Origin of the sequence: Natrinema versiforme JCM 10478 (assembly GCF_000337195.1) — an archaeon.
GTDB lineage: Archaea > Halobacteriota > Halobacteria > Halobacteriales > Natrialbaceae > Natrinema > Natrinema versiforme.
The window spans coordinates 88,228-104,226 of sequence record NZ_AOID01000005.1 but is presented as its reverse complement, the minus strand read 5'-3'; the positions used below and the strand labels follow the sequence as shown (position 1 = coordinate 104,226).

Sequence of the window (15,999 nt, the reverse complement as noted above, 5' to 3'; positions counted from 1 at the left end):
GGGCCCTTCCGGCAACGCGAAATCTCCGTCTCCGAACGACTCGACTAGAAGTAGTCCTCGTGAACCGCGAGTCCCTCGTCCTCGAGAACCGGCCCGTCCACGCTCGTCGACCCGTTCGCCCGGTCGACCACTTCCTCGCAGGGGATTTCGATCACGCCGTCGTCGCGCACGTCGGCGAGCGAATCCACTGAGACGCTATAAACCACTCGCCCGAGTCCCGCGTAGACGATCGCGCTCGCACACATCGGACACGGTTCGGTGCTGGTGTACATCGTACAGGCCGCGCGCTCGCCGGACTCGAGGTCGCTCGCGGCCCACCGAGCCAGTTTGAACTCCGGATGCGCCGAGATATCGTCGTCGGTCAGCGTGGTGTTCTCCGCGGTCCGGATAACCTCGTCGTCGACGACGAGCAGGGAGCCGAAGGGCGTGTTGCCGTGGTCGACCGCCGATTCCGCGAGATCGATCGCCTGCCGCACGTAGGATTCATCGGTGGCCATAGCGGCCGTTCGGCCGCTGATTCCGAAACGCTTCCCCTCGAGGGGCACTCGAGCGAGGCGTTACGTACAGGAGAACCCGCCGTCGACGACCAGCGCCTGCCCGGTGATCCAGTCGGCCTCGTCGCTGGCCAGAAACAGCATCGCGTTGGCGATGTCCTCGGGCTCGCCGAGGCGCTTGAGTGGATAGTGGCGGGCCATCTCCTCTTTGGTTGCTTCCCACTCCTCCTCGGTCCGGTTCTTTCGGGGCATCGCGGTGTCCGTCACGCCCGGACAGACCGCGTTCGCCCGGACGCCGGCCGGGCCGACCTCTGCCGCGACGGTCCGCGTGAAGTTGACGACCGCGCCTTTCGACAGCGAGTACGCGCCGAGTTCCGGCGCGCCGATGACGCCCGCCAGCGACGCCGTATTGACGATCGCGCCCGACCCCTGCTCCTTGAAGTGGGGGATCACGGCGTGACAGCCGTTCCAGACCCCCGTGACGTTCACGTCCATGACTCGGTCGCGCTCGCTCTCGGCGATCTCCTCGATCTTCGCGCGCTCGTGGCTCACGCCCGCGTTGTTCACCATGATGTCGAGGCCGAACTCCGAGACCGCCTCGTCGACCGCCGCGTGGACCGCGTCGGCGTCCCGGACATCCAACTCGAGCGCGGTGCCCGATTGCCCCGCGTCCTCGACGCGGGCGATCGTTTCCTCGGCACCCTCGAGATCGATGTCGGCCGCGACGATCGTCGCGCCCTCCTCGGCGAACAACTGTGCTGCTTCCCGCCCGAGGCCGGATCCCGCACCCGTGATAAACGCCGTCTTGCCTTCGAGTCGCATACACACACGTCGTCGAGGAGTATCATAAATCATGATATACGGTCCCGTGACCCGCGACCGCGCTCGCACAGGGTTATGGCCCTCGAGCGACGCCATTCCCGTATGCACGTCGATCTCACGCAGCCGATCGAAACGGGGATGCAGACCTACCCCGGCGACCCCGCGGTCGTCGTTCGAACCCATGCGACCCACGCGGACGACGGCGCTCGCGTCTCGCGCCTCGAGTGCGGTAGCCACACCGGCACCCACGTCGACGCGCCCGCCCACACCGAACCCGACGGCCGGACGCTCGATTCCTACCCGCTCGAGCGGTTCGTCTTCGACGCCGTCCGGATCGACTGCCGTGATCTCGAGGCCCGCGATCCGATCCCCGCGTCGCGGGTACCGGACGGCGACACCGATCTCGTCGCGTTCTGGACGGGCTGGGACGCCCACTGGGGCACCGACCGCTACCTCGAGCATCCGTACCTCTCGCCGGCGGCGGCCGAGATGTGCGTCAAACGGGGGCTCGACGTGGCCGTGGACGCGCTCAACCCCGATCCGACCCCGACGGACAACGCCGGCGAGGACGAGCCCGAGGGGTTTCAGGCCCACCACGCCCTGCTCGGGGACGAGCAGTTGATCCTCGAGAATCTGACGACCCTCGAGTCGGTCGGGGATCGGTTCGAACTCCGGGCGTATCCGCTGGCACTCGCGGGCGACGGGTCGCCGGTGCGGGCCGTCGGCGTCGTGAACGAATAGCGTGCCTCGAGCGGATCTCGATTCACCTGAGTCCACGAATCACTCAGTGGTAACCGTGAGGTGAGGTAGACCCTGCTATCGTGGCAACAGGGAATCGCCACGTCCTCCCCATCCGATTCGTTCGGTCACTCCGCTCTCTCTCATCCCTCGCACGGCATCGACGCCCGCCCTCACTGTCGTTCGGACGGTCGACAGCGCGCGCCACCGCAGAGGATTGATCAATCTCGATGGAGACGTGCTATTGTCTGGGTGATCATCCGTACTCAGTTCGAGACCGAGCGACGCGGCGCTTCGATCAGTCGTCGGCGGGGACGGTATCGCGTTCGTCTCGCTCCGCTCGAGTCAGTAGCGGCGTCCCGTCGGCCTTCGGCCCGAGTCGGGGGCCGAAGGGCGGGTCGTCGGGGTCGATAACGCGGCGCTGCTCGTAGTCGGTCGAGCGTTCGACGGGGATACGGCCGATCGAGGCGATCATCTCGGCGTAGTCCTCGAACGAGCGGAACTCGCCGAAGCCGCCGCCGGCGCGTTTGGTAATCTCCTCGGAGAGGATCGTCCCCATGTAGTCGTCGGCCCCGCAGTTGAGCATCTTCAGCCCCTGCTCGTCGCCGTACTTGACCCACGAGGACTGGATGTGGTCGATGTTGTCGAGGAACAGTCGTGAGACGGCGATCAGCAGTTCGTCCTCGTCGATGCTCGGCCCGCTCGAGACGACATCGTGTTCGAACAGTGGCGTGTTCTGGTGGATAAAGGAGAGCGGGACGAACTCCGTGATGTTGCCCGTCCGGTCCTGGAGGTCCCGAATCCGTTTCAGGTGCAGCGCGCGGTGGGCCTCGTTCTCGACGTGGCCGTACATGATCGTCGCCGTCATCCCGAGTCCGACGTTCGCGGCGGCCTCCATGGCCTCGAGCCAGCCGTCCGTACTGATCTTGCCGGGGCAGATGACTTCGCGGACTTCCTCGACGAGAATCTCTGCCGCGGTGCCGGGGACGGTGTCGAGTCCGGCGTCTTTCAGCCGCCGGTAGACCTCCTCGTAGGACCAGTCGGTACCGCGGCGGGCGTGATAGGCCTCTTCGGGCGTCATCGAGTGGACGTGGACGCCGTCGACGCTCATCGCCGAAATCTGGTCCGTGTAGGTGCCGGGGCTGGTGTCGTACCGTTCGGGGGGCTTGTAGTTGACCGCCTTCGGATTCGGGTGATCATCGAGGATCTCCCGGTGTTCGTCGTCGAGCGCGAACGCGGGGTGAAGGCCCGACACGGAGGTGACCTCGTAGATCCCTCGGTCGACCGCATCGGAGACGATCTCGCGGGATTCCGCCGGCGTCTTCGTGAAGCCGGCCGTCTCGATCTCCGTCTCGGTCTCGAAAGTGTGGGCGGCGTCCTTGAAGTTACAGAACAGACAGCCCACGTTACAGGCCGTCGTGACGTTGTTGTTCAGGTTCGCGATGAAGGTGACCTCCTCGCCGACCTGCTCGGCGCGGCGGCGATCGGCCGCCTCGAGCACGCGCTCCTTGCGTTTCCGGTCGATCCCCTCACTCTCGGTCCCCGTGGTGAGTAACTCGATCGCGTCGTCGACCGCGAGTCGCTCGCCGTCGCGTGCCTTTGCCAGTGCGTTCTCGAAGGACTGGTCGGTCTCGGGAACGTGATCAAACGTGAGGTCGGCCTCGGTCACCGGTCGCTCCATCGACGTAACAATACCAGTACAACGAGAAAAGGGTGATGGATCGTTCATTTTGCCCGATCGAAGAGTCGGCGTGTCGATCGGTGTGTGCGGGTCAAGCCGTGTTCGATCACGGCCGCGTTCCACGCCGACGGGGACGGCGTCTCGCCGTCACGACTCGCCGAACGCCTCGCGGGCCGTGGCGGAGAGGATCACCCGCGTGGCCTCCTCGGGGGCATCCCAGTGCGGATAGTGACCGCTGTCCTCGAACCAGTAGAATCGCGCGTTAGGGAATCGGTTCGCGGCGCGGGTGGCCTGCCGAGGGAGCGTGACTCGATCCTTGCGGCCCCAGCCGATCACGACCGGTCCCGGCGTCGACGCCGTTCCCGACTGGCCGGGGCCGAACGCCAACCGCCGCAACAGTTCGTCGAACGACGGCGAGTCGGCGAAGGTCCGCATCTCTTCGCGGGCGACGTCGGCGGGCAGGTCCCAGGGGCGCGCCGAGAGCTGCGCCAGCAGCAGGGTCCGGCCGACGGCGCTGCCCATGAGTCGATCCATCACGGGCCGAAGCCCGCGAACGAGCCGGATCGACGGGGCCAGCGTCGCGTAGAAGAAGTACCGTTCCCAGCCCGTCCAGAACCCGCCCGGATCGAGCGCGACGGTCGCGCCGACGTCGCCCCGACGCGCGAGTTCGAGGACGAGCCGTCCTCCCATCGAGTTTCCGACGACGTCGACCCCCTCAAGATCGTTCGCGGTCAGAAACGAGCCGACGGCATCGGCGAGGGTGTCGACGGAAACCTCGCCGGGCAGCGGCGGTGTCTCGCCGTGACCCGGGAGGTCCACCGCGATCACCTCGCGCTCGGCGGCCAGTCCCTCGAGCACCGGCGTCCACGTCCGCCAGCTGCCGCCGAGCCCGTGAACGAGGAGCAGCGCCTCGCCGTCGCCGCGACGGATGTGATTCATCTCCATACGTGTCGGAGGGGAGCCAGCCGTGTCGGGTTTGTGCACCGATACGGACAGGAAGAGCGCGAAAATTGGCGGACCCGCGGACGGACCGGCGTCGCGGCAGTCCCCCGGCCCGTCGTCATCGGACCGTCTCGAGCCCCGTCCGTCGAACGCAGGTCACGGAGTTATCAGCGGTGGCCGCGAACGGTGGTCTATGAGCTCACGGACGCCGGCGGAGTGCATCGACCTCGCCCTCGACGAGGGGGCCGACGAGGAGCGGCGAGCGGATGCGATCCGCGAACTGAAAACGGCCAACGAGTGCGACGAACTCGCGGCGCTCGTCCGCGAAGAGGACATCGACGAGCGGTATCGCCGGCAGGCCCTCGAGTCGCTGGCGACGCCCCAGTGCGATTCGGCCCTCCGCCACCTCGTCGACGACGGGCTCGAGGGATCGCTACAGGGCGACGCCGAGGAGTTACTCGCGTCCGTCGAGGACGACTGAAAGCGCGGCCGAGCCCGTCGGTTCGCACGCGGGTCGCACAGCCTCCGCGCCGCCGACCGCGGTCGTCCGCGCGATACTGAAACCTTCTTAGGGGCCGACCACGGCAACTGGGATATGAACTGCGGGAGCGGACACGGTCTGGGGTGTCTCGAATGACGAGCGTCAAGGAGTTCCGCATCGAGGAGGCGGCGACCGCCGACGACCTCGGTCGCGGCTCGTTCGTCTTCACCGACGACTACTCGGTGTTCGACTGGGGGAAGATGCCCGACCAGATCCCACAGAAGGGCGCGAGCCTCTGTACGATGGGCGCGTTCAACTTCGAACTGCTCGAGGCCGAGGGCGTCCCCACCCACTACCGCGGGGTCGTCGAGAACGGCGATGTCATCCCGCTCGAGGACGCCTCCCACCCGCCGTGGGAGATGGCCATCGATCTCACGCAGGTGCCGGACCTGCCCAACGAGGGCCGCGAGTACGACTACGACAGCTACCACGACGCGGCCGGCGACAACTACCTGATTCCCCTCGAGATCGTCTTCCGCAATCGGGTTCCCGTCGGCTCGAGCCTGCGGGATCGGACCGACCCCGCCGACCACGGCCTCGCGTTCGAGAGCTGGCCCGACGAGGCCGTCGACCTCGCGGACCCGATCGTCGAGTTCACCACGAAGTACGAGGAGAGCGACCGCCATCTCGACCGCGACGAAGCCGATTCGATCGCCGGCGACGCCGCCATCGATGACCTCGAGTCGCTTGCCCGCGAGGTCAACCGGATCGTTACCGAACAGGCCGACTCGGCCGGGCTGGTCCACGAGGATGGCAAGATCGAGTGTCTCTACTACGGCGGCGAGATTCGCGTCGGCGACGTCGTCGGTACGTTCGACGAGAACCGCTTCAGCTACGAGGGCACCCAACTCTCCAAGGAAGTGCTCCGCCAGTACCACAAGCGCACCCAGCCCGAGTGGGTCCAAGCCGTCGACGCCGCGAAGGCCGAAGCCAAGCACGAAAACGTCGCCGACTGGAAATCGCTCTGCGACGAGGAGCCGGAACGGCTTGACGACGACGTCCTCGAGACCGCGCGCGACCTGTACTGTGCGGGTGCCAACGCCTACACCGGCCAGGAGTTCTTCGACGCGCCGCCGCTCTCGAGCGCGATCGGTGCGGTCCAACGGCTCTAGGGCGACTCGAGCGATAGCTGCCGACCGCAATCCGAACTCGAGTGGCTAGTCGAACCACGGGCCACGGTATCGTTCACCAACCCGTATCGAAGAGAGTAACCCTCATATTGCGGGTCGAACTACGGTCGACCGAACGCAAATGACCCCTGCTATCGCCAGTGGCGCGGCAACGAGTATCGTCCTGTTCAGTCTCACCAGCGGGATCGCGGGCGTCGCGAGTGCCATGCTTGCCCTGTTCATGCTCGTGATGGTCGGCTTCGCCGTCGCACCGCTGTTTTCCTCGTCGTGGATCGGCCAGCAGGACGTGTCGTCGGCCGCGGCCACCGCCGAGTCGAGCGACGACTGATCCGCGTTCCTTCCTCCTCGTTCGTCTCCGAGAAGCGAGCGGCTAGGCTCTTGTCTGATCGATCCCATTATCGACCATGAAGACGCCAGTCACTGTGTACGGCCCTCTACGAAGCGCGACCGGCGACAAGACGGTCACGCTCGAGTGGTCGGGCGGGACCGTCGCCGACGCGATCGCAGCCGTCGTCGACGCCTACCCCCGAGCGGAGCCACAGTTGTACGACGGCGACGAACTGCGGGCGAGCGTCAGGGTGACGGTCGACGGCGAGCGCGCCGGGCTCGAGGAACGGGTTCCGGACGGGGCGTCGCTATCGATCGTTCCGGCGGTGCAGGGCGGAGCCGGGGAGAACGGATGATCCGGCTCCGGGACCCACGGTGAATGGTCCGGAAAACAACTATTATTCCGGAGACCGCCCACAGGAGTATGCCCTCCGAACGACACCGAACGCATCACCTCGAGTGCGAGGGCTTCGCTGCGGCGTGTCGGTCCCTCCTCGAGTCGGTCCTCCCGGACGCGACGACCGCAGTGGTCTGGCTGCACGAAGACGAGCGGGAGATGGAACCGGACGGCGACGACTGCCGGCGGACGTGGGCCGCCGCTCGCGATCGGTTCGAGCGGGTCCCCGTGGCGGATCGGAACGACGCCACCGCGTGGCGCGTGCCGACGACGACCAACGCGGGGCGGGAGGCGTTATTCGATCTGGTCGCGCTCACGGACGGCGTCGCCGGCTCGCACTTCGTGTTTCGGCTCGAGCTCCGCGACGGCGAAACGCCGCTCCTCGACGCGATCCCGCATCACGCGGACGCCGGGGTGGATGCGACGCTGCTCGGTGATTGGATTCAACCGGGCGACATCGTCGGCCTGTCGGGACAGGACGCGTGTCTGGTGCCGACCGAGACGCGGTTCGAGTGGACTGCCGAGGATCGTCAGTGGGCAGTCCGGGGCGGCTCGCTGTGCGTCGAACCGCTCGACGGACGGACGATGAGTTGTTACGGACTGACGAACGTCGAGGGAGCGAAGATCGGAGCCGACGGGACGGTGCTGGCACTGGCCTGGGACCCGGGAGAGTTGCCGGACGATGCCGTGGGAAAGTTGCTCTCGTGGTTCACGGACAAGCTGTACAATCCGCCGCCAGCAGTGCCCTGTGAGACACCGGCTCGAGCAACGGCGGTTATCACGTATCTACGGGACTTGCTCGCAGCCTACGACGGGCGCGAGCTGTAGACGGGATTGCCCGCCAACTGAGACGCCTGCGAAGGGAGTGAGGGCTCGAGACGGCCGGGGCCGGAGACGCGCCTGTTCCTCGCGCAGCATTTTCCGCCGGCCTCTCCCTCTTCGCTGGCGGACAACGCGCGCCACCGCTGAGAGAGCGGTCACCGAGTTCCGACGGCAGTTCCTACAGGCCGTACTGATCGCGCACGAGGTGGTCGATTCCCCGGTCCTCGAGCACGTCCATCGGCGCGAGCATGTCGAGTTGGACGACGCCCGGCAGCCGCCCGATCTGGACGCCGCCGGTGAACGTACACCGGGAGCGGACCTCGCCCTCGCTCATGTCCAGCAGTTTCGTGGCGCGGTCGAAGGCGTTCTGCGTGGCGTCGTTGACGGTTGCGCCGGAGCCGACGACCTGAATCGGACCCATCTCGTCCTCGACATCGACGCCGTGGTCCGCGCCGAGTTCCCGTCCCGCCTCGCGCTCTGCGTCACTGTAGGGTTTGCTGATGAACGGTAGATCCTCCTCGGGCGGCAGCAGGACGGGCCCGTCTAACTCGAGGTCCTCGATGACTTCGACGTCCATCGTGACGGTGCCGCTCACGTCGGTCGTGTGCAAAGAGAGCTCCCCGTCGCCCTGATTCGCGTGCAAGTCGCCGACGTAGACCCCCGCCCCGTCGACCTTGACGGGACAGATGAGGACCGCGCCCGGCCGGACTTGCGGGATGTCCATGTGGCCGTCGGTCCGGGCCTCGAGGTCGGCCTCGCTGTCGACGCCGTACTCGTGTTCGGCACCGATGAGGTACTGACCGAAGTCGCCAGCGTTGTGCGAGTCCGGCATCGTGACCGGCGGCGTCGTCCCGACGTTGCCGATGAACGGGCGCAGGCGACCCAGCGTGCCGGGCATCTCGCCGGGCTCGTACAGCAGGATGGGATGCTGCCGGGAGTTCTCGGGGATGTCCATCACCTCGTCGGCGTTTTCCGCGAGTTCGTGGGCGGCGTCCTCGTCGAGGGTGATCCCGACGGTGCCGTCGTCGTCGAAGGCGACGGTATAGCCGTACTCGAAGCCGAACGAAGAGGCGTTCGCGCCACACTCGGCGCACTTGATTGCGTCCTCGCCGGTTCCCTCCACGACCGTCTCCGGCCACTCGGTACCACACTCCGGACAGCGGTGATCGACGAACGGGTCGTCGCCGAAGGCGTCCTCGCGTTCGGCCATCGAGCCCGTGCTCGTCGCCATGCTCGTGACCTCGACGTCCCGGATATGGAGCGCCACGGCGTCGCCGACTTCGGCCCCCTCGACGCGGATCGGCCGGGTGACCTCGTGGCCGCCGTGGAACTCGGGCGTGACCATCGGCCCCCAACAGCCCGGCGGCGTGTACGTTCTAATCGTGCCGCCGTCCGCGACGGTGCCCGCCCACTCCTGGTCGGGACCGACGAGGCCGAGCGTGTACTGATCGACGGACAGCTCCTGTTCGACTTCTCGTTGTGACATAACATACCACCGTACGCTGGTGGCGGCGATAAGGCTACTGCTCACGGAATCGTTCGTGACCGATGTCCCGTCTCGAACTGATCCGCTGCACCCATAATGGCCCGCTCGAGGCCGGTCGCCTCGAGTCGCCGTCACCGACCCGCCGACCGACGCGGTGCTGGGATAGTCGACCGGGCGAACGGATTCGCCGCCCGTGGCCGAATACGCCGCAATGGATTCGTTCAAGTGGGTCTCGGCCCACCTGCCAACGATGACCGATTCGACGGACGACTCACCCGACTGTCGACAGTGTGGCAACCCCGTAGAACCGTCCTCCGAACAGCGCGTCGTGACGACCGTCGAGGACGGAGCGACCGTCTACCGACACTTCTGTACCGACGACTGTCTCGAGGAGTGGGAGTCGTCAACGTCCGCCTGAGTCATACCAGTCTTTCCTGCGGTCACGCGCCTGCGATCGAGCGCTGTCGGTCCCGCGCTGTTTCGAGGCCGACCCAAGAGTGTCGCGAATCACACGTCGCTGATTGGATTCCGACACAGCTAGATGACGGCTCGAGCCCGCTGTGAGCGATCGCTCGCAGTGTCTCTCAATCCGAAACGGGCCGCAAAAACCGCCGTTCAGTCGTCTTCGGCGACCGCGCTACCGATGCCGTCGACCGGCCGGTCCGGCGTGAACTCGTCGAGTTCCTCGGGGAGGCCGAGTTGGTACTGGGTACCGTTCTCCCGGACCGACGTTCGACCGCGGTGGACCGACACGTCGCCGTTTAAGTGGAGTTGGACGGCCTCGAGCAGGGCGTCGGCCTCGAGTGGCTGGCCGCGGCGTTTCATCACGTCCAAGTCGGCGTCGTCGGGGACGTCGAAGGCGCGCTGGGTGATGATCGGCCCCTGATCGAGGTCGGTCGTGACGTAGTGGGCGGTGACCCCGGCCACGCGAACGCCCTCCTCGACGGCCTGTCGGTAGGCCTCCGCGCCGGGGAACGCCGGCAGCAGGGAGGGGTGGACGTTGATGATCCGATCCTCGTAGCGGAAGACGACGTTCGGGCTCAGAATGCGCATGTACCGCGCGAGGACGATCAAGTCGACATCGTACTCGCCGAGGAGTTCCAGTAGCCGGTCCTCGTTTTGCTGGCCGCCCTCATCGCCGATGTCGTGGAACGGCACGTCGTAGTGCTCGGCCAGCGGCTGGAGGTCGTCGTGGTTGCCGATCACGACGCCGATGTCAGCGCCGAGTTCGTCGTTGGCCCACGCCTCGAACAGCGCCTCGAGGCAGTGGCTCTCCTTCGTGACGAGGACGGCGATCTGTTGGGTCTCGCGGTCGGCGGGGAACCGGACCTGCACGTCGAGGTCGAGGTCCTCGCCGAGCTCGTGGAGATCCTCGCGGAGGGTCCCCTCGGTACAGACCATCTCGGAGGTATCGACGGCGAGATACATCCGGAAGACGCCGTCGCGGACCGCCTGATCGAGGTCCTCGATGTTGACGCCGCGCTCGAACAGGAGGCTGGTCACGTTGGCGACCAGTCCGGTGTCGTCGTCTCCGATTACCGTGATTTCGGTCACGTCGGTCGTCAACGCTGCCACCTCCGCTCGAGCGAATCGCGATGCATCACGAGCGAGTGCAGTCCGCGGGCGGCTAAAAGTCCTGCTTTCCGGAGGGGCCCGTGCGAATCGGCCCCACTCTCCGGCGGCGATCGGCGAGCGGTCGTCCTCGTCGAGCAACGGCGCGAGCACAAGTGACCTGCCCGCGGACGTATGACAGCAACCCCGAACCGACCCCGCCCCTGTCCCCTGAACGGGTTTATTTTGTCGTACAAAATTATGAAACATGTCTGACAGGGATTTATACACCCGACTGTGGTACGAGTGTTCAGTCACGCGGCGTGACAGTCGCCAATCGATAGGTGAATACAATGACAGTGACTCCGGACGACCACGGCCGATCACGAATCGATCGCGAGCGAAAGACGGCGTTTGTCTCGCACGACTGGGCGGGGACCGACTCGCTGACGACCACGATCGTCTCGACGGTTGCGGAACTCTCCGGGAGCGACCCCACCGACGTCGAACGGCTCTACGACCGGATCGATCCCGAGAGCCTCGAGGCGCTGTTCGCGCCGGCAAACAGCGCTGCCAACCGAAACACCGGGCAGGTGTCCTTCCAGTTGGACGCGTACACGGTCACCGTCCACGCGACGGGCGACATCGTCGTCGCGCGAGTGGCCTGATCGGTTCGCAGGCGACTGCCGACGCGAGCCGGGACCCGGGGCCTGCCGCCGAGTCCCGCGCCGGTGTCCACGAACGTGCATTACGCAGCCAAGGCGAAAGCGTTTTTGAGCACGGTTACGGGGTAACAGGTAATGACCGCCTACACGGCGACGGTGACGGTTCGACTCAAACGGGGCGTCTTAGACCCCGAGGCCGAGACGACGAAGCAGGCCTTAGAGCGGCTGGGATTCGAACTCGAGGAACTGCGATCGGCCGACCGCTTCGAGGTCGACCTCGAGGCCGATTCCGCGGACGATGCCCGCGAGCGCGCCGACGAGATGGCCGAACGGCTGCTGGCGAATCCGACCATCCACGACTACGACGTGGAGGTCGCCGAACGGTAGATGACGGTCTCGATCATCCGATTCGGCGGCTCGAACTGCGATCGCGACGCCGAGCGCGCGCTGGCACACCTCGACATCGACGCCGAGATCGTCTGGCACGAAGACGGCCTCCCCGAGGACACGACGGGCGTCGTCCTCCCCGGCGGGTTCTCCTACGGCGATTACCTCCGGGCGGGCGCGATGGCGGCCCGCTCGCCGATCATGGCCGACGTCCGCGAGGCCGCGGCCGACGGCGTGCCGGTGCTGGGCGTCTGTAACGGCGCACAGATCGGCTGCGAGTCCGGTCTGACCGAGGGCGCGTTCACGACGAACGAGAGCGCCCGCTTCCAGTGTGAACACGTCTACCTGCGCGTCGAGCGCGCGGACACCCCGTGGACCGCCGCCTACGAAGAGGGCGAGGTCATCGAGGTGCCGATCGCCCACGGCGAGGGCCGCTACGAGATCGACGACGACCGATTGGCCGAACTCGAGGACGAGGGCCGGGTGCTCTTTCGCTACTGCGACGAGAACGGCGAGACGGGGCCGGACGTGAATCCGAACGGGTCCAAGCACAACGTCGCCGGCGTCCTCGGCGATCGCGAGTCCGTCGCGGTGTTGATGCCACACCCGGAGCGCGCGACGCTGCCCGATGTCGGACCCACCGACGGACAGGGGGTTCTCCGCGGATTCGAATCGGAAGCAAGCGGTGTATAGGACTTCAGTCGGCTGTTTTCCGCAGAATACCCGACCGGCCGCCGGAACCAACTCAGTTCGTGAGTCGAGTCAAAGAGTAATAGTGTCGGAGTCCGTCGGAGTCGAACTGGATACAGGGGATGGGCACGAATAGCGGACCGGACACCCGAGTCGTCGCCGTCGGTTCCGACGCCGGAGCCGTCCTCGAACGCCCCCTCGCGGAGCGTGGCGTGACGATCGAGACGGTTCGGACGACCGATGCGTGTCTCGAATGCCTCTCGACTGCCGACTGTGTCGTGATCGGGGACTCGTTCCCCGATACTGACCCCGTCGACTGCTGTCGGGCGATTCGAGACCGCCGGTCCGATATTCCGATCATCGCGTTTCCTGCCGACGGGAGCGAAGCGCTCGCCGGCGCGATCGTCGCGGCCGGAGCAGACGGCTACGTTCCCCGCTCGCAGGGACACGAAACGCTCGTGACTCGACTAGAGGCGTTGCTCGAGGAGCGACGAGCCGATGCGGCGACGACCACTGAGGCGGGAACGACCGCCGGCACGGTCGAGCCCGGCTCGCTGGAGCCGGCCGACGACCCCTCGGACCGCCTCGCGTTGCTCGTCGAGCAGTCGCCGCTCGCGATCATCGAGTGGAACCTCGCGTTCGAGGTGCGAAACTGGAACCCGGCCGCGACAGAACTGTTCGGGTACACCGCCGACGAGGCCGCGGGCGAATCCGCGCTCGACCTGCTCGTCCCGGAATCGGAGCGATCCGACGTCCGCGGGTACTGGGACGACCTCGTCGACGGCTCGATAGACGGACGATCGTCCCGGCAGGTGAGCCACAACGTCCGCAAGGACGGCACGCCGATGACCTGCGAGTGGTTCAACACGCCGCTGGTCGAAGACGGCGAGGTCGTCAGCGTCCTCTCGTTCGGACAGGATATCACGGCGGACCGCAAGCGAGCGAACGCCCTCGAGGCGCTCCAGGAGACGACCCAAGAGCTACTGCGAGCCGAATCGGCCGACGAGATCGCCGACATCGTGATGGCGGCGACCGAGGATGTGATCGATCGGGCCCTCGGCGCGATCAGGATGTACGACGAGGACCGCGAAACGCTCGAGTTGGCCGGCGTCACGTCGACACTCGACGAACACACCGACGACATCTCGTCGGTCGAGCCGGGAGACGGCGTCCTCTGGGAGGCCTACACCGACGATGAGCCGACTCTCGTCGAGGACATGTCGCGGATTCCCTATGACACCGGTCTCGACGTGGGAACGGCACTCCTCCAGCCGCTCGGCGACCACGGCCTGTTGTCGGCCGCATCGGCGGATACGGACGACCTCGACGAGGCCGAGATCCATTTGCTCCACGTCCTCGCCACGACGGCCGAAGCGGCGCTCGATCGAGCGGCGCGCGAACGCGAACTCGAGCGGACGAAGACCGTCGTCGAAACGGTCGGCGACTGCGTCTACCAGCTCGACACCGACGGCCGGTTCGTCACGGCCAACGAGACCATGCGGGGCAAGACCGGCTACAGTCGCGAGGAACTCCTCGGCGAACACGCCTCGCTGATTCTCACGGACGAGAGCGTCGAACGGGGTCGCCGACACGCCCAGGAACTCGCGGCCGACGACGACCGCCGCGTCGCGACCTACGAAGTCACGCTTACGGGCCCCGACGGCGAGCGAACGCCGGCCGAGGTCAACATGGCGCTGCTGTACGCCGACGGCGAGATCGACGGCACGGTCGGTATTGCCCGCGACATCAGCGACCGCAAGCGCATGGAGCGGCAACTGGTCGACCGGAAAGCGAAGATCGAAGGCCTCCACAGCGTCGCCTCCCGGCTCGACGACTGCGAGAGCCGCGGGGAGATCTACGACGTGGCCGTCGAAGCGGCCGAAGACGTCCTCGACTTCGACGTCTGTTTCATCGAGACGGTCCGCGACGAGTCCTTCCTCACGGAAGCCGCGTCCGCCGGCCTCGAATCCGACCTCGAGGGACGGCGGCCGGTCGACGAGGGGATCGCCGGAAAGACCTACCGCAGGCAACGGCCCGTCCGCGTCGACGACTGCCCCGCAAGCGACGCGGTCCCGAAAATCGACGGCTGTCGCTCGATCCTGAGCGTGCCGGTCGGGGATCGCGGCGTGTTTCAGGCGGTTTCGACGGAGCCGGACGCGTTCACCGCGGCCGACGAGGAACTGGCGGAGCTGTTGCTCTCTCACGTCATCGACGCGCTCGATCGGATCGACTTCGAGGAGCGCCTGCGGACCGAACGCGACCGGTTCGCGGCGCTGTTCGAGCACGTTCCCGACGCCGTCGTCAGCGTCAGACACCTCGAGGACGGCCCGATCGTCGAGGCCGTCAACCCGGCGTTCGAACGGTGCTTTGGCTACGACGAGGCGGAACTGTCCGGCGCGTCGCTCGATCAGTTCATCGTCCCGGCCGACAGGACGGCCGAAGCCGACGCGTTAAATCGGCAGGGCAGCAGCGGCGATATCAGCGAGGCGGAAGTCAAGCGGCGGACCGCGGACGGACTGCGGGATTTCAGGCTGCGCGTCGTCCCGATGGCGACCGACGGCTCGTCGGATCGGGCCTTCGGGCTCTACACCGATATCACCGCCCAAAAGCAGCGACAGAAGCGCCTCGAGATCCTCAATCGCGTCTTGCGCCACGATCTTCGCAACGGCATGAACATCATCAACGGCTGTGCGGAAATGCTCGCGGACGCCGTCGCCGACACGGATCGGGAGTACGTCGAGACCGTCCAGTCCCGGACGAACGAACTCATCGGCCTCGCGGAGAAGACCCGCGCCGTCGAACGGGTCCTCGACCGCGACGAGGTCGCGGCCGGCCCCATCGATCTCACCGACGCCGTCGAACAGGCGGTCACCCGCCTCGAGAGCACCGCCGATGTCGACATCACCTGTTCGCTCCCGGACCAGGCCTTCGCCCGGGCCGACGAATACCTCCGAACGGCCGTCTTTCAGGTGCTCGAAAACGCCGTCGAGCACAGCGACCGGCCGCGCCCGTCCGTCGACGTGACGCTGTGTGACCCGCCGGACGACGGGGTACTGACGCTGTCGATCGCCGACGACGGTCCCGGGATGCCCGACGAAGAGCGGGAACTGCTCCAGGGCGACCGGGAGATCACGCAACTCCGTCACGCCAGCGGCATCGGGCTCTGGCTCGTCAACTGGGTCGTCACGCAAGCGGGCGGGCAACTCTCGTTTACCGACAACGATCCCCGCGGGACCGTGGTCACGCTCGAGGTTCCCCGGGCCGACACCGCGTCGATCCAGTCCGCGTCGGACGGCACGGCGACCGGCGACTGAGCCGGTTCGCCA

The 15,999-nt window shown here is 66.7% G+C and carries 17 protein-coding genes; 11 read left to right on the top strand and 6 right to left on the bottom strand.

What is annotated here, in order from left to right; genetic code table 11:
* Positions 1 to 44: 44 nt before the first annotated feature.
* Both C489_RS01380 and C489_RS01375 read right to left on the bottom strand, forming a co-directional pair.
* Positions 45 to 497 (bottom strand): nucleoside deaminase, encoded by a 453-nt coding sequence (locus C489_RS01380; RefSeq protein ID WP_006429308.1) that lies wholly within the window; start codon positions 495 to 497, stop codon positions 45 to 47.
* A gap of 60 nt (positions 498 to 557) precedes the next feature.
* Entirely contained in the window at positions 558 to 1,316 is a 759-nt protein-coding gene (locus C489_RS01375; protein WP_006429306.1) for an SDR family NAD(P)-dependent oxidoreductase, read from the bottom strand.
* Positions 1,317 to 1,418: 102 nt separating this feature from the next.
* Between C489_RS01375 and C489_RS01370 the strand changes: the two genes are divergently transcribed.
* Positions 1,419 to 2,057: a cyclase family protein gene (locus tag C489_RS01370; RefSeq protein WP_006429304.1), complete on the top strand. Its 639-nt coding sequence runs from the start codon at positions 1,419 to 1,421 to the stop codon at positions 2,055 to 2,057.
* Positions 2,058 to 2,352: 295 nt separating this feature from the next.
* On the opposite strand, the gene cofH is transcribed toward C489_RS01370, so the two are convergent.
* Together cofH and C489_RS01360 are read right to left on the bottom strand one after the other, a co-directional pair.
* Positions 2,353 to 3,735, bottom strand: coding sequence for a 7,8-didemethyl-8-hydroxy-5-deazariboflavin synthase subunit CofH (gene cofH / locus C489_RS01365; RefSeq protein WP_006429302.1), 1,383 nt, complete (start codon positions 3,733 to 3,735; stop codon positions 2,353 to 2,355).
* Positions 3,736 to 3,882: 147 nt separating this feature from the next.
* Positions 3,883 to 4,680 (bottom strand): alpha/beta fold hydrolase, encoded by a 798-nt coding sequence (locus C489_RS01360; RefSeq protein ID WP_006429301.1) that lies wholly within the window; start codon positions 4,678 to 4,680, stop codon positions 3,883 to 3,885.
* 190 nt (positions 4,681 to 4,870) lie between these two features.
* On the opposite strand from C489_RS01360, the gene C489_RS01355 reads away from it, so the two are divergent.
* The 5 genes from C489_RS01355 (at position 4,871) to C489_RS01335 (ending at position 7,900) form a co-directional block, all read left to right on the top strand.
* On the top strand, positions 4,871 to 5,158 hold the full coding sequence (locus C489_RS01355) for a hypothetical protein (protein ID WP_006429300.1): 288 nt from the start codon (positions 4,871 to 4,873) through the stop codon (positions 5,156 to 5,158).
* A 152-nt stretch (positions 5,159 to 5,310) separates the two neighbouring features.
* Positions 5,311 to 6,330, top strand: a complete 1,020-nt coding sequence (locus tag C489_RS01350) for a phosphoribosylaminoimidazolesuccinocarboxamide synthase (RefSeq protein ID WP_006429299.1) — start codon at positions 5,311 to 5,313, stop codon at positions 6,328 to 6,330.
* A gap of 139 nt (positions 6,331 to 6,469) precedes the next feature.
* A complete protein-coding gene (locus C489_RS01345) occupies positions 6,470 to 6,676 on the top strand; it encodes a hypothetical protein (protein WP_006429298.1) in 207 nt (68 codons plus the stop codon).
* A gap of 76 nt (positions 6,677 to 6,752) precedes the next feature.
* Positions 6,753 to 7,031, top strand: coding sequence for a ubiquitin-like small modifier protein 1 (locus C489_RS01340; RefSeq protein WP_006429297.1), 279 nt, complete (start codon positions 6,753 to 6,755; stop codon positions 7,029 to 7,031).
* A gap of 68 nt (positions 7,032 to 7,099) precedes the next feature.
* Complete coding sequence (locus tag C489_RS01335; protein WP_006429296.1) at positions 7,100 to 7,900, top strand: hypothetical protein; 801 nt, start codon at positions 7,100 to 7,102, stop codon at positions 7,898 to 7,900.
* A gap of 172 nt (positions 7,901 to 8,072) precedes the next feature.
* Here C489_RS01335 and C489_RS01330 read toward each other — a convergent pair whose 3' ends face one another.
* Positions 8,073 to 9,380 (bottom strand): acetamidase/formamidase family protein, encoded by a 1,308-nt coding sequence (locus tag C489_RS01330; protein WP_006429295.1) that lies wholly within the window; start codon positions 9,378 to 9,380, stop codon positions 8,073 to 8,075.
* 250 nt (positions 9,381 to 9,630) lie between these two features.
* Between C489_RS01330 and C489_RS01325 the strand changes: the two genes are divergently transcribed.
* On the top strand, positions 9,631 to 9,798 hold the full coding sequence (locus C489_RS01325) for a DUF7576 family protein (protein ID WP_449289376.1): 168 nt from the start codon (positions 9,631 to 9,633) through the stop codon (positions 9,796 to 9,798).
* A 197-nt stretch (positions 9,799 to 9,995) separates the two neighbouring features.
* Here C489_RS01325 and C489_RS01320 read toward each other — a convergent pair whose 3' ends face one another.
* Complete coding sequence (locus C489_RS01320) at positions 9,996 to 10,955, bottom strand: formyltetrahydrofolate deformylase (protein WP_006429293.1); 960 nt, start codon at positions 10,953 to 10,955, stop codon at positions 9,996 to 9,998.
* Between the two features lie 329 nt (positions 10,956 to 11,284).
* Between C489_RS01320 and C489_RS01315 the strand changes: the two genes are divergently transcribed.
* The 4 genes from C489_RS01315 (at position 11,285) to C489_RS01300 (ending at position 15,987) form a co-directional block, all read left to right on the top strand.
* On the top strand, positions 11,285 to 11,599 hold the full coding sequence (locus C489_RS01315) for a HalOD1 output domain-containing protein (RefSeq protein ID WP_006429292.1): 315 nt from the start codon (positions 11,285 to 11,287) through the stop codon (positions 11,597 to 11,599).
* Between the two features lie 132 nt (positions 11,600 to 11,731).
* Positions 11,732 to 11,983, top strand: a complete 252-nt coding sequence (gene purS, locus C489_RS01310; RefSeq protein WP_006429291.1) for a phosphoribosylformylglycinamidine synthase subunit PurS — start codon at positions 11,732 to 11,734, stop codon at positions 11,981 to 11,983.
* Positions 11,984 to 12,676, top strand: coding sequence for a phosphoribosylformylglycinamidine synthase I (gene purQ, locus C489_RS01305; protein ID WP_006429290.1), 693 nt, complete (start codon positions 11,984 to 11,986; stop codon positions 12,674 to 12,676). It abuts the gene before it with no gap.
* Between the two features lie 119 nt (positions 12,677 to 12,795).
* Positions 12,796 to 15,987 (top strand): PAS domain S-box protein, encoded by a 3,192-nt coding sequence (locus tag C489_RS01300; RefSeq protein WP_006429289.1) that lies wholly within the window; start codon positions 12,796 to 12,798, stop codon positions 15,985 to 15,987.
* Positions 15,988 to 15,999 lie beyond the last annotated feature (12 nt).

What these genes read in the sequence shown, in the direction of transcription:
- C489_RS01375 (WP_006429306.1), bottom strand. Translation starts at nt 1,316, where the DNA reads ATGCGACTCGAAGGCAAGACGGCGTTTATCACGGGTGCGGGATCCGGC.
- C489_RS01340 (WP_006429297.1), top strand. Translation starts at nt 6,753, where the DNA reads ATGAAGACGCCAGTCACTGTGTACGGCCCTCTACGAAGCGCGACCGGC.
- C489_RS01355 (WP_006429300.1), top strand. Translation starts at nt 4,871, where the DNA reads ATGAGCTCACGGACGCCGGCGGAGTGCATCGACCTCGCCCTCGACGAG.
- purQ (WP_006429290.1), top strand. Translation starts at nt 11,984, where the DNA reads ATGACGGTCTCGATCATCCGATTCGGCGGCTCGAACTGCGATCGCGAC.
- C489_RS01350 (WP_006429299.1), top strand. Translation starts at nt 5,311, where the DNA reads ATGACGAGCGTCAAGGAGTTCCGCATCGAGGAGGCGGCGACCGCCGAC.
- C489_RS01300 (WP_006429289.1), top strand. Translation starts at nt 12,796, where the DNA reads ATGGGCACGAATAGCGGACCGGACACCCGAGTCGTCGCCGTCGGTTCC.
- C489_RS01325 (WP_449289376.1), top strand. Translation starts at nt 9,631, where the DNA reads ATGACCGATTCGACGGACGACTCACCCGACTGTCGACAGTGTGGCAAC.
- C489_RS01335 (WP_006429296.1), top strand. Translation starts at nt 7,100, where the DNA reads ATGCCCTCCGAACGACACCGAACGCATCACCTCGAGTGCGAGGGCTTC.
- C489_RS01345 (WP_006429298.1), top strand. Translation starts at nt 6,470, where the DNA reads ATGACCCCTGCTATCGCCAGTGGCGCGGCAACGAGTATCGTCCTGTTC.
- purS (WP_006429291.1), top strand. Translation starts at nt 11,732, where the DNA reads ATGACCGCCTACACGGCGACGGTGACGGTTCGACTCAAACGGGGCGTC.
- C489_RS01360 (WP_006429301.1), bottom strand. Translation starts at nt 4,680, where the DNA reads ATGGAGATGAATCACATCCGTCGCGGCGACGGCGAGGCGCTGCTCCTC.
- C489_RS01315 (WP_006429292.1), top strand. Translation starts at nt 11,285, where the DNA reads ATGACAGTGACTCCGGACGACCACGGCCGATCACGAATCGATCGCGAG.
- C489_RS01380 (WP_006429308.1), bottom strand. Translation starts at nt 497, where the DNA reads ATGGCCACCGATGAATCCTACGTGCGGCAGGCGATCGATCTCGCGGAA.
- C489_RS01330 (WP_006429295.1), bottom strand. Translation starts at nt 9,380, where the DNA reads ATGTCACAACGAGAAGTCGAACAGGAGCTGTCCGTCGATCAGTACACG.
- C489_RS01370 (WP_006429304.1), top strand. Translation starts at nt 1,419, where the DNA reads ATGCACGTCGATCTCACGCAGCCGATCGAAACGGGGATGCAGACCTAC.
- cofH (WP_006429302.1), bottom strand. Translation starts at nt 3,735, where the DNA reads ATGGAGCGACCGGTGACCGAGGCCGACCTCACGTTTGATCACGTTCCC.